This is a genomic window from Natrinema ejinorense, from assembly GCF_002494345.1.
Taxonomy (GTDB): domain Archaea; phylum Halobacteriota; class Halobacteria; order Halobacteriales; family Natrialbaceae; genus Natrinema; species Natrinema longum.
In genome coordinates this window covers 3188119-3200351 of the sequence record NZ_NXNI01000001.1, presented here as the reverse complement: position 1 = coordinate 3200351, position 12233 = coordinate 3188119, and the positions used below count along the sequence as shown (strand labels likewise).

Here is a 12233-nt window from a genome sequence, read left to right as displayed (position 1 = left end):
GATATAGAATAAGGTGAAAATAAATGCAAGGACCCGATCAATCTTTCAACGCGGACGAATCGAGTACGATCGACACCCTCTCACGGCGAACCGTCATCAAGGCTGCCGCCGGGACCGGCGCACTGTCCCTCGGCGCGGGCACTATCACCGGGACCGTCGGCGCACAGGCAGCCAACGAGGGCATTCCGACGCCGTGGCTGGAGGTGGACGGCAACCTCGTGAAAGACCCGCAGGGTAACACCGTCACCCTCCGGGGCGTCAACATCGCCGACCCGCGGCGGATGAACGAGGACGTCAGCGGCCGCGGCAAGTCGGCGGCCCAGGCCGTCGACTACCTGACGAACGAGGATAAGGGGTGGTACTCCCGTATCATCCGTATCCCCTGCCAGCCGTGGGACATCGCTGGCCTGCCGTCCCCGTGGTCGGCTCATCACTACGACGACGTGAACCCCGACGGGTACGTCGACCGCGAGGACGGTGTCGGCTACTACGAACCGCCGACGATGACTCGGGATCAACTCGAGACGTATCTCGCGGCACACCTCGATCCCGTCGTCGAATCGTGTCGCCGGAACGGCGTGTACTGTATCGTCGACTTCCACCGCCATTGGGGCGGCGGCGAACTCGAGTGGGCGGACCCCGACACGGGCGATCCGAATCAGGGGCTCGACGAGGAAGTCCGGCTCTTCTGGGAGACGGTTGCACCCCGCTACGCCGAGGACTCCCACGTGCTCTATGAGGTGTACAACGAGCCGACCGAACCCGGCATGTGGGGTGATCCGACGGAGGAAGAGTGGGCCGCAGAACCCTGGTACTGGTGGAGGGACATGGCCCAGCCCTGGGTCGACATCATCCGTGATCACGCGCCGCGAAATCTGGTCCTCATCGGGTCGCCGAGCTGGACCCAGAGCCCCGAAGGGGCGCTCGTCGAGCCGTTCGAGGGCGAGAACCTCGCGTACACATATCACATCTACCCGAAACACGAGGCCAGCAAGCAACAGGCGTGGGACGGGCCCGGGCCGAACGGCGACGGCACGAAGAAGATCTACGAGGAGTACCCCCTGTTCGTCACCGAGTGGGGCTGGAGTTCGAGCCATCTCGGCACCGACATCATCTCGTCGTACGCCGACCCCATGGCCGAGTGGCTGGAATCGAGCGACGCGATCCACTGGCAGGCCTGGAACTTCGACGCCGGCTGGGCGAGCGAGATCTCGGTCAGGCCGGCGTTCGACGGCGAGTGTACCGATCCGCCCTGCGAGTGGGAGGTCGTTCCCCACGAGGATTCGATGGGTAACTACATCAAAGCCCTCCTCGCCGATCACAAAGCCGACGGCATTCCCGCGGGCGAGGGCAACGGCGAGACGATCGCAGTCGGCGAGTACGAGGCCCGGGACGCGGACGACGACGGCCTGTACGAGGACGTCACCGGGGATGGCAAGACGACCCACGAGGACGTCAACACCCTCTTCGAACACCGGGAGTCCGACGGCGTTCAGAACAACCCCGACGCCTTCGACTTCGATGGCAACGGCCGCTTTGGCTCCTCGGACATCCTCGATCTACTTCGACGGATCTGACCGGACGGTCACGGATTGATTCCTCCAGCCGATCGTCGCATCCGTCGCTTTCGAGAGTCGGGAACCGAGGGACGTTCAGTCGTTGGAGCGCAGACGCGCAACCGCCATCGGCGAAGATCCCGGCGGGCAACACCGTCGCTGGCGCCGTCGACGCCTATGACTTCGACGGCGTCGATCGCGCCGTCGAGGAACTGTACCCGCCTCGATTCGCCATGCTTCCCGCGCGACGTTCGAGCGGGACCAAACGAATCCGGTACCGTGCGACTCGCCCGGATATTTACAACTTGTTTCCACTATATATAATAACATAGAAAAATTAAATTTATGTATTAGAAGTTAAATTAATAATGGTATGGGCCGGAGAATCTACCGATGATCGAGGACAGAGACGACCGTCGTACGCAGGGGGAACCGATCCGATCGAACGCGTTCGAGAGCGGAGCAGAGTCGCCGTCCGCGCCCGAACGCGACGAGGCGATCGGAACCCCATCGCGGGGACGAAGCATGCACCGGCGGGTGTTCCTCGGCGGGGTGGCATCGAGCGCCGCCGTCGCTGCGGCAGGTCCACAGGTCGGGGCGGCACCCGGTAACGGGTCGACTCGCCAGATGGAAGCACTTGATCGGGGACTGGTCGCCGTCGCCGTCGATGACGGCGTTCTCGTCCGCTGGCGGCTGTTCGGGACCGACCCCGACGACGTCGCTTTCAACCTCTATCGAGATGGAACGCGGGCGAACGACTCTCCGATCACGGACGGGACGAACTACGTCGATCCGGACGGGACGACCGAATCGACGTACGCGATCCGCCCGGTGGTCGACGGCACCGAACGGGAGGAATCGAAGTCGGTCGGCGTCTGGGAGGACAATTACCTGGACATCCCGCTGGACAGACCCGGTGACAACTATCACCCGAACGACGCGAGCGTCGGCGACCTGACGGGCGACGGCAGCTACGATATCGTCGTGAAGTGGTCGCCGGACAACGCGAAGGACAACTCACAGAGCGGACGGACGGATCCGCACATCTTCGACGCGTACACGCTCGAGGGCGAGCCGCTCTGGCGCATCGATCTGGGGATCAACGTCCGGGCGGGCGCACACTACGCGCCGTTTCTCGTCTACGACTTCGACGGGGACGGCATCGCGGAGTTCGTCGTCCGAACGGCCGACGGCACCGTCGACGCCGCCGGGAACGTCATCGGCGACCCGGACGCCGACTGGCGGAACGACGACGGATACGTTCTGGACGGGCCGGAGTATCTCACGGTCTTCGACGGGACGACCGGCGAGGAACTGGTGACGACCGATTTCCGGCCCGCCCGGGGAGACCCCTGCCAATGGGGTGACTGCTATGGGAACCGCGTGGACCGCTTCCTCGCGGGCGTGGCGTACCTCGACGGCGAGCGACCGAGCATCGTCGTAGGCCGCGGCTACTACGAGAAAACGATGGTCACCACCTACGACTACCGCGACGGCGACCTCACCGAGCGGTGGACCTTCGACAGCGACGAGCCGGGTAACGGCGACTACGCCGGACAGGGCAACCACCAGCTCAGCATCGCCGATCTCGACGGCGACGGCCGCGACGAGATCGTCTACGGTGCGATGGCCTTGGACCACGACGGCACGGGCCTACACACGACCGGGTGGCACCACGGCGATGCCCTCCACTGCGGGGACTTCTTGCCCGACCGCGACGGCCTCGAGATATTCCAGCCCCACGAGTCGGGGCCCTACGGCGCGACGATGCGGGACGGCGAGACCGGCGAGCCGCTCTGGACCGTCGACGCGGCGGGCGACGTCGGCCGCGGCGTCGCCGCCAACATCGATCCGAACCATCGGGGCGTCGAGGCCTGGGCGTCCAACGGCGTCGGCCTCCGCGCCGCCGACGGCGAGCGGATCGGCGATGCCCCCTGGTCGATCAACCACCTCGCGTGGTGGACGGGCGACTTACAGCGCGAACTGGTGGACGACTGGGACGGCCCCACGCTCCACAAGTGGGACCCCGATAGCCGGTCGACCACCGAACTCGAGGCGTTCCCGGGAACGCGCTCGAACAACGGGACGAAGGGGAACCCGTGTCTGACCGCCGACATCCTCGGCGACTGGCGCGAGGAGGTGCTCTGGCGGCGCGACGACGACGAGGCTCTCCGGCTGTTCGTGACGCCGTACGAGACCGACCATCGGCTGTACACGCTGATGCACGACTCGCAGTACCGGACGGCGGTCGCCTGGCAGAACGTCGGATACAACCAGCCGCCCCACCCGAGCTTCTACATCGGCTCGAGCATGGACGAACCGCCGACGCCGGAGATCGACCCGGTCGGTCCCGACGAATCGGTCGACGACCCGACCGACATCATCGGCCTGCCGGACGCCGCGAACGTGCCGGCCGACACGTACCGGCTCGTCAACGCCAACTCCGGCCACGTCCTCGAAGTCGCCGGCGGCGACGAATCGGATGGTGCCACCGTCCAACAGGGCACAGACGAGGACCTGACACACCAGCGATGGGACCTTCGCTACGTCGGCGAGGGCGCGTACGAAATCGTCGCCGCCGGCTCGGGGAAGGCACTGGAAGTCGCGGGGGCGTCGACCGACAACGGCGCGAACGTCCAGCAGTGGACGGTGAACGGGAACGACAACCAACGGTGGTACCTCGATCCGCTCGAGGACGGCGCGTATCGCCTCGTCGCCAGCCACTCCGACCTCGTCCTCGGCGTAGCCGGCGGCAGCGTCGCCGACGGGGCAAACGCCGTCCAGTGGGAATGGAACGAGAGTGACGATCAGCGCTGGCGACTCGAACCCGTCGCCCCGCGGACCGGGGGTGCCGGCCCGTACACGGTCGAGGGTGCCGGCGCGGATATCTGGGGATCCGCCGACGAATGCCACTACTATTCGACGAGCGCGACCGGTGATTTCGATCTCTCCGTCAGGGTCGACGACGTCGAGAACACGGACGAATACGCGAAAGCCGGCCTCATGATCCGAGGTTCGATGGACGCCGGCGCGAAAAACGCGATGATTCGGCGGACGCCGTCGGCGACGTCGGTACAGTGGCGACCGACAGTCGGCGGCGAAACGGTGAGCCTGACCTCGGGTGCCGCGGGCGAAAGCGAGGTCGCCGGCGGGACGACCGACCACGCCTGGCAACGGCTCGTCCGCTCGGGCAACGCGGTTCGGGCGTACACGTCCGCCGACGGCGAGCGCTGGCAGCTTCTGGCCGAGATCTCGCTGTCGTTCTCGAGCAGCGTCCGGGTGGGACTGGCCGTCACCAGCCACGCGAGCGGGACCCGCTGTGTGGCCACCTTCGACGATCTGGTCGGTATCGAACCGTCCCGTAGCGACGACGTCGGAGCCGTCGACGTCCCGGGAACCGCGTCGGGCGCGGACGGCAAGCGGCCACCGGTGATCGACGGCGAGCGGCCGACGGATCCCGACGGTGACGGGCTCTACGACGATGTCGACGGGGACGGGGAGACGACCCACGAGGACGTCAACGCCTTCTTCGAGAACCTCGAGACCGACGGCGTCCAGGACAACCCCGACGCGTTCGACTTCGACGAGAACGGTCGGATCGGGTTCGCAGACGTCCTCGAACTGCTCCGGCAGATCTGAATCGAGCGGTAGTACTGTCGGGCACGCAACGTGACGGCCGCGTTTCGCAGCGATGGTGTCAGTCGCACCGGTCGATATCGAGGCGCGAACGACGCTCAGTCGTCCGGATATTGAATCTCGAGTTCGTGGCCGTCGTCGGGGACGAACGCCGTTCCCTCGAAGACCTCGCGCGCCTGCCGTTCGTGGTCCTCGGTGGCACCCGCGTACCGCGAGGACAGGTGCAGCAACGCGAGTCGGTCCGCGCCGGCACGATTCGCGATTTCGGCGGCCTGTCGAGCCGTCGAGTGTGCGGTGTCGGTTGCCCGCTCGGCGCGGTCGTCGGCGAACGTCGCATCGTGGATCAGCAGGTCCGGGTCGTCGGCGACCTCGATCGTCGCCTCCGCTGGGCGTGTGTCGCCGGTGTAGACGATCGATCGGCCCGGCCGCGGATCGCCGACCACCTGCTCGGGGTCGACGACGGTCCCGTCCTCGAGTTCGACGGGCTCGCCCTCGTGGAGTCGCGAGAACTTCGGGCCGACCGGAACGCCCAGTTCTTCGGCGCGCTCGCGGTCGAACCGGCCCTTGCGATCGTCTTCGATGAGTGCATAGCCGACCGAGCGGGTGTCGTGGTCGGTCTCGAACGCACGGACCTCGTACTCCTCGGCCCGATAAGCGACGTCGCCGTCGCCGACCTCGCTGATCCGGACGGGAAACGAGGGTCGGTTCCCGAGGGCGTTCACCAGCCCCTTTAGCTGACGGCGTGTGCCGTGGGGCGTGTGGATCGCGAGCGGTTCCTCGCGGTCGTTGAACGCCATCGTCTGGAGCAAGCCCGGAATCCCGAGGACGTGGTCGCCGTGGAGGTGCGTGACGAACAGGTGGGAGACGGCAAACCCCGTGCCAAACCGCATCATCTGGCGCTGCGTCCCCTCGCCGGCGTCGAACAGCAATCCCTCTCCTTCGCGGGCGACGAAGACGCTACTCGGGTTCCGCTCGGTCGTCGGAATCGCCCCGGCCGTCCCCAGAAACGTCACGCGCAGTGGCATCGGTAGCTCTTCGGCGGGCCGCGACTAAACCGGCTTCGGATCGCTCGAGCGCGCGTTCCGGATCCGGTAGCCGAACCTGTAGTGGTCACTGAAACGATTCACACACTGATCGCGACGCTGTCGTGCGATCAGGTGGACAATGACTTATCGAACTGTTGGATGGGGAGACCGACCTCTCGGAGATCGATCCGGTTCGACGCCGTCCGTGCGATTCGGTGACCGGGGCCAGGGACGATCGCAACTGGCGATTATTCGAGTGAACCGGGGTGGCTCGACTCGCCAGCCTGCGAACGGACTGCGCGTTTTACGTCCCTCGAGTACGAAAGCGAAGACGACGAACCCCCAATGAGTTCGAGACTGACGTTCGGCACGCTCAAGCGGATCACTGGCATCCTGATCGCGATCGCGATCGTGCTCGCCGCCGGTATCGTGGTCGGTCAGGCACCCGCCATATTCGGCGTCGAGGAAGACCCCGAGGCGTCGATCACCTTCGAGGACCAGCACGGCGAGGGGACGAACGTCACGATCAGCGAGGTCTCGCTTTCGGACGGCGGCTACGTCGTCGTCACCGACGGTGGCGACGAACCGCTGGCCGTCTCCGATCGCCTCGAGGCCGGCAGCCACGAGAACGTCACCATCGAGCGCGACGACGACGCGACCCGCGAGCTCGTGGGCCAGCTCACGGCGACGGTCCATCGAGATACCTCCGACGACGAGGGATACGCGTACGGCGCGACCGACGGCGAGGAGGACCGGCCCTACCTCGAGGACGGGTTCCCGGTCAGCGACACCGCGACGGTGACGACGACCGAGACGGATGCCATCGGTGACTCGTTCCGCGTCGAATCGATCGATGCACCCGCGACGGCGACGACCAACGAGACGATCGCGGTCAACGCGACGATCCGCAATCCCACCGAGTTCCAGACCCAACAATCCGTCACGGTTCGCATCGACGGGGCCGTCTTCGAGCGACAGGTGCTGGAACTCGAGGGCGGCGAATCCCGGACCGTGAGCTTCGAGACGGACACGAGCGGTGCGCCACCCGGCAGCCGGACGATCGGCGTCTACACCGACGGCGACGGCGCGGTCGCCGACATCGATCTCGCGTTCCACACCGATCCCAGCGTCACGATCGACGACGCGAGCACGGATCGCGTCACGGTCTCCGCGGCGATTCCCGAGGCGGGATTCGTCGCCGTCGAGGGCAACGACACGGTGCTCGGGACGAGCGGCGGGCTCGAGGCCGGCGAGCACGAGAACGTCACCATCGACCTTTCCGACGCCGCCGTCGACGAGGGCGACGAACTGACGGCGGCGCTTTACGCCGGTGATCCGGGCGACGTCGATTCGGCGTCGCCGATCGAACACCAGGGCGAGCCCGTCCGAACGACGGGGACGCTCACGGACGGGGACTCGGACGATGGCGCTCCCGGTGCTGGGAACGAGTCGACCGACGAGTAGCCGGTCGATCAACCGACCGATTCTTACCCGCCCCACACCTAGCCGCTGGCGATGGACGCGCCGCTGTGGACCGAAACCCACGCCCCGGAGCTGGCCGAGTTGCCACAGGACGACGCTCGCGAGTACTTACAGCGAGCGGTCGAGGAGCCGATCAACCTCCTCCTGCAGGGCCCGCCCGGGAGCGGGAAGACCGCGGCGGCACGCGCACTGGCCCGCGAGGCACACGACGACCCGGACAACGACTTCGTCGAGATCAACGTCGCCGACTTCTTCGGCCGAACCAAGACCGAGATCAAGAACGACCCCCGGTTCGAGCACTTCCTCGTCGGTCGCTCGTCGATGTCGAAACGGGACATGATCAACCACGTCCTCAAGGAATCGGCGAGCTACGCGCCCGTCTCGGGTGGCTATACGACGATCCTGCTCGACAACGCCGAGGACGTCCGCGAGGACTTCCAGCAGGCCCTGCGCCGGATCATGGAACAACACCACCGGACGACGCAGTTCATCGTCGCCACGCGCCAGCCGACCAAGCTCATCCCGCCGATCCGCTCGCGGTGTTTCCCCGTCTCCCTGCCCTCGCCGACCAGCGAGGAGATCGTGACCGTCCTCGAGCGCATCGTCGAGGCCGAGGGTGTCGACTACGACGCCGACGGCCTCGAGTTCGTCGCGGGCTACGCGAACGGCAACCTCCGGCAGGCGATCTTGGCGGCCCAGACGACCGTCGAGGACGCGGGCGAACTCACGATGAGCGCGGCCTACGAGACGATCGGCGAGGTCGGCCTCGAGGACGAAATCGAGTCGATGTTAGACGATGCCGAAGCCGGCGACTTTACGGACGCCCGGTCGACGCTGGACGACTTGCTCGTCGACGAAGGACTCGACGGCAACGAGGTGCTCGAGGCGATCCTCCGGATCGCTCGCAAGCGGTATCAGGGCGAGCGCCTCGCCCGCATTCACCAGCTGGCCGCGGACATCGACTTCGAGATGCACGAGGGAACGAGCGATCGGATCCACGTCTCGCACCTGCTGGCGGAACTCGGCCGAGACGCCTGAGAACTGTCTCCTATCGCAATTCACAGATGACGGACGATCCGATCGACGAACGGCTCGCCGACCTCGAGACGGAGGAAGCGGCGGAACCGCCACCGGTCGGCGAGGGCTCGTCGGTCGACTCGAGCGAGCCGTCGACATCGATCTCGGTGTGGACCCGCTTCTGGGCCGCGTCCACGCTCGTGGCACACGTTGGTGTTTCACTCTCGATCGCGCCTGGTACCGGCGAGTTTCCCGCGGACCGATCCGTGCTTCTCGCCTCGCTAGTCGGCAGTGTCGTCGTCGCCGAAGTCCTCCTTCGATGGTTCGGACCGGGCCTCACGTCGGCGCTCTGGGACGGGACCGTCACTGCGATCCTGGTAGTTATGGGAACCGTTTTGCTGTGGACGATCGCTACCGGTTCGTCTCCTCCAGACGGTGTATCCGGTCTGGGATTCCTCGTCGTCAGCGCCGTCGTCACCGTCCACCGGTTCGACCGGCCGGGACTCGGCTAACACCGTCGACGGCGTGAGATCGGGCGGCCCGGTTTCGGGGCGGCGATCACGACGCTGCCGCATTCACCGGCCAATATGGGGCCGGTACGGACCGTTATCCGATCGCCGGCCGAAGGGTGGGTATGCCAACGCTTCTCGAGACGCGGATCAAGAACCGGTTTCGCGTCCAGCCCAATCACGCGAACAACAACGACACGCTCCACGGCGGCAATCTGATGAAGTGGCTCGACGAGGTGAGCGCGATGTCGGCGATGCGATTCGCCGGCGAAACCTGCGTCACCGCCCGGGTGAACGAACTCGACTTCGAGCGCCCGATCCGGATCGGCGACACGGCCCTCGTCGAGGCCTACGTCTACGATTCGGGCCGGACGAGCGTCCACGTCGCGCTGCGGGCCTGGCGCGAGGAACCCCGCAGCGGCGAGACCGAGAAGACGACCGAGTCGACGTTCACGTTCGTCGCGATCGACGAGAACGGCGAGACGGTCCCCGTTCCGGACCTCTCCGTCGAGACCGAGGAAGGGGAGCGCCTTCGGGATCGCGTCCACGAGATCGAGGACTGATCACCCGCCGAAGGTCGAATCACGCGCGTCTGGAATCGTCTCGGTGGGTGGCTGACTGTCCGATTCCGATGCTGGCGCGCTGGGTCGCGGTTCGTCGTCGACGAACCGCGACGCGATATCGCGAGGGATGAGCGACGGAGCCACGCGACTGAGCGAATCGGTTGGGGAGGGAGTGGCCACTCCGTGTTGCCACGGTAGCAGCGCACTCACCGCAGCAGCAACCCAACTAGTCGCTTCGATACGAACGGTAGCTACGGCGATCGCCGCTCGAGCACCATCACGTACCGCGTCAGCGACCGATGCACGCGCCGCTCGAAGGATGCCTCGAGTTCCCATCCGGCCCTGCGCGCCTCGCCCGCCCACGAGCGATCGGCGACCACGACCGCCCGCGGCGCGACCCGCTGTGCCTCGGCGAGCGCACCCGCAACGAGGTCCTCGAGCCGGTGGGTGTCGATCTTCGACTGGCGGCCGTAGGGTGCGTCGAAGACGACGCCATCGACGGCATCGTCCGCCAGGGGCAGCCGCGTTGCGTCACCGCGGCCGACGTGCCACGACCCCCGGGAAACGCCGGTCGGAGAGGGCTCGTCCCGCTCGAGGAAGTGCCGCAAGTTCTCTCGCGCCCCGCGGGCCATCTTCGCCTGCGCGTCGGTACCGATCACGTCCGCCCCGACCAGTCCCGCCTCGACGAGCACGCCACCGGTCCCACACATCGGATCCAGAATCGTCGCCCCCGCTCGAGCGCCCGCCATGTTCGCGACGGCGCGCGCGAGCAGGGGATCCATGCTCCCGGGCTGGAAGAACGGTTTGTCCGTCGGCGCACGCGTCCCGAAATCCCGGACGCTCTCGGCTGTGAGCCAGCCGAGCGTACAGACGGAGACGCGCTCGCCCGTCGGCTCATCGGGCCCGTCACCCTCGGCGCGCTCGAGGGCGTTTCCGTCCGCATCGGCCTCGAAGACCCCCTCCGAAAAGACGACCCGCAGGAGGTGATCGGGATCGTCGAGATCCACCGAAAACCCGCGATCAACCAGGATTCCACCGAGTTCGCGTTCCGCCCGTTCCGTGCTCACGCCGCTCGAGCCGTGGACGTCCGTCGCCCGCACCGCGACCGACCCCTCGCGGCCGATCGAGGCGGCCTCGAGGACGGCCCGGGCGCTCGCGAGGTCGGCCGCGCCCCGCCCCAGCAACTCGCTCGCGCGGTGGGTGTAGGCGAGACCGCGGATGCGTCGGGGGACGATTCCCCCTGCAACGGCGAGTCCGGGCGCGATTCGGCGGAGTCCGGTCGCCGCGCTGGCCGCCTCGCGGGCTGCGAACGCGTCGTCCTCGCCGCCGAGCTCGAGCAGATACACGATCGATGGTCGCTTCGGGGCGGCTATGAGCCTACCGTTTTTCACGAACCGGGTCGATCGGTTCGATACCAAATATCACACCTGTGACCCGTCAAACGGCCGAAAACCGCGCATCCGCGAATCGACGCGGATCGTATAAACCGGATATATCAGGTGGCGGTACTAACCTTTATAAACCTTAAATACGTCTTTTTAAGCGACTAATGACGGATCCGAAGGACACCATCAACATCGAAAACGTGGTGGCGTCGACCGGCATCGGGCAAGAACTCGACCTCCAGAGCGTCGCGATGGACCTCGAGGGGGCCGACTACGACCCCGAGCAGTTCCCCGGTCTCGTCTACCGAACCCAGAATCCCAAATCCGCCGCCCTGATCTTCCGCTCGGGGAAGATCGTCTGTACCGGCGCGAAAAGCACCGACGATGTCCACGAGAGCCTGCGTATCGTCTTCGACAAGCTCCGTGAACTCCAGATCCAGGTCAACGAGGACCCCGAGATCGTCGTCCAGAACATCGTCACCTCGGCCGATCTGGGCCGCAACCTCAACTTGAACGCGATCGCCATCGGACTGGGACTGGAGAACATCGAGTACGAGCCCGAGCAGTTCCCCGGCCTCGTCTATCGACTCGACGACCCCGAGGTCGTCGCCCTGCTGTTTGGCTCCGGGAAACTCGTTATTACCGGCGGCAAGCAGCCCGTCGACGCCGAACACGCCGTCGACAAGATCGTCTCCCGACTCGAGGATCTGGGCCTGCTCGAGTAACGCCGTCCGGCCCGGTTTCGTTCGTGCTCGACCGACTCGAGCGGTGCCCACGCTGCCACTGCCCGTTTACCGCCGCCGTCCGCTCGCCGACGCATCTCCGGTGGTGGGTCGACCGACAGCACTCCAGCCGTCTTCAATCTCACCGCCGTCCCCGACGACTCGCTGGTAAGCTGATCTTACGTGTTTTCGAGACGCCGGAGCGGCTGTGAATCTCCACCAGCGTTCCCGCCCGCCGCCCGGATTGCGGTCTCTTCGAGTGAGTTATCGATCGTTCAATCCCATCCGAGCAGGGCTGATTCGACTGAATCGACGCTGATTCGACGAAACGACCGCTC

The 12233-nt window shown here is 66.3% G+C and carries 9 protein-coding genes; 7 read left to right on the top strand and 2 right to left on the bottom strand.

All coding sequences use genetic code 11. The features are described from left to right. Positions 1-23: 23 nt before the first annotated feature. A complete protein-coding gene (locus tag CP557_RS15850) occupies positions 24-1577 on the top strand; it encodes a cellulase family glycosylhydrolase (RefSeq protein WP_097380795.1) in 1554 nt (517 codons plus the stop codon). Between the two features lie 372 nt (positions 1578-1949). Continuing rightward, the gene (locus CP557_RS15845) at positions 1950-5195 is read left to right on the top strand and encodes a rhamnogalacturonan lyase family protein (RefSeq protein WP_097380794.1); all 3246 of its coding nucleotides are present in this window, start codon (positions 1950-1952) and stop codon (positions 5193-5195) included. Positions 5196-5290: 95 nt separating this feature from the next. Here the strand turns inward: CP557_RS15845 and rnz are convergent, their stop codons facing one another. After that, a complete protein-coding gene (gene rnz / locus CP557_RS15840) occupies positions 5291-6217 on the bottom strand; it encodes a ribonuclease Z (RefSeq protein WP_097380793.1) in 927 nt (308 codons plus the stop codon). Between the two features lie 345 nt (positions 6218-6562). Between rnz and CP557_RS15835 the strand changes: the two genes are divergently transcribed. From CP557_RS15835 to CP557_RS15820, 4 genes are all read left to right on the top strand, one after another. Beyond that, the gene (locus CP557_RS15835) at positions 6563-7681 is read left to right on the top strand and encodes a DUF7282 domain-containing protein (RefSeq protein WP_097380792.1); all 1119 of its coding nucleotides are present in this window, start codon (positions 6563-6565) and stop codon (positions 7679-7681) included. A gap of 51 nt (positions 7682-7732) precedes the next feature. Next, a complete protein-coding gene (locus CP557_RS15830) occupies positions 7733-8737 on the top strand; it encodes an AAA family ATPase (protein ID WP_097380791.1) in 1005 nt (334 codons plus the stop codon). A gap of 26 nt (positions 8738-8763) precedes the next feature. Then, a complete protein-coding gene (locus tag CP557_RS15825; protein ID WP_097380790.1) occupies positions 8764-9228 on the top strand; it encodes a hypothetical protein in 465 nt (154 codons plus the stop codon). A 122-nt stretch (positions 9229-9350) separates the two neighbouring features. After that, positions 9351-9788 (top strand): acyl-CoA thioesterase, encoded by a 438-nt coding sequence (locus CP557_RS15820; protein WP_097380789.1) that lies wholly within the window; start codon positions 9351-9353, stop codon positions 9786-9788. Positions 9789-10039: 251 nt separating this feature from the next. Here CP557_RS15820 and CP557_RS15815 read toward each other — a convergent pair whose 3' ends face one another. Continuing rightward, the gene (locus CP557_RS15815; RefSeq protein WP_097380788.1) at positions 10040-11134 is read right to left on the bottom strand and encodes a methyltransferase domain-containing protein; all 1095 of its coding nucleotides are present in this window, start codon (positions 11132-11134) and stop codon (positions 10040-10042) included. Positions 11135-11337: 203 nt separating this feature from the next. On the opposite strand from CP557_RS15815, the gene CP557_RS15810 reads away from it, so the two are divergent. Further along, positions 11338-11898 carry a TATA-box-binding protein gene (locus tag CP557_RS15810; protein WP_097380787.1) on the top strand — a complete coding sequence of 187 codons (561 nt, stop codon included), beginning with the start codon at positions 11338-11340 and terminating at the stop codon, positions 11896-11898. Positions 11899-12233: the final 335 nt, after the last annotated feature.

Excerpts from the sequence above, each read along its gene's own strand:
- CP557_RS15835 (WP_097380792.1), top strand. The coding sequence starts at position 6,563 with ATGAGTTCGAGACTGACGTTCGGCACGCTCAAGCGGATCACTGGCATC.
- CP557_RS15845 (WP_097380794.1), top strand. The coding sequence starts at position 1,950 with ATGATCGAGGACAGAGACGACCGTCGTACGCAGGGGGAACCGATCCGA.
- CP557_RS15810 (WP_097380787.1), top strand. The coding sequence starts at position 11,338 with ATGACGGATCCGAAGGACACCATCAACATCGAAAACGTGGTGGCGTCG.
- rnz (WP_097380793.1), bottom strand. The coding sequence starts at position 6,217 with ATGCCACTGCGCGTGACGTTTCTGGGGACGGCCGGGGCGATTCCGACG.
- CP557_RS15850 (WP_097380795.1), top strand. The coding sequence starts at position 24 with ATGCAAGGACCCGATCAATCTTTCAACGCGGACGAATCGAGTACGATC.
- CP557_RS15825 (WP_097380790.1), top strand. The coding sequence starts at position 8,764 with ATGACGGACGATCCGATCGACGAACGGCTCGCCGACCTCGAGACGGAG.
- CP557_RS15820 (WP_097380789.1), top strand. The coding sequence starts at position 9,351 with ATGCCAACGCTTCTCGAGACGCGGATCAAGAACCGGTTTCGCGTCCAG.
- CP557_RS15830 (WP_097380791.1), top strand. The coding sequence starts at position 7,733 with ATGGACGCGCCGCTGTGGACCGAAACCCACGCCCCGGAGCTGGCCGAG.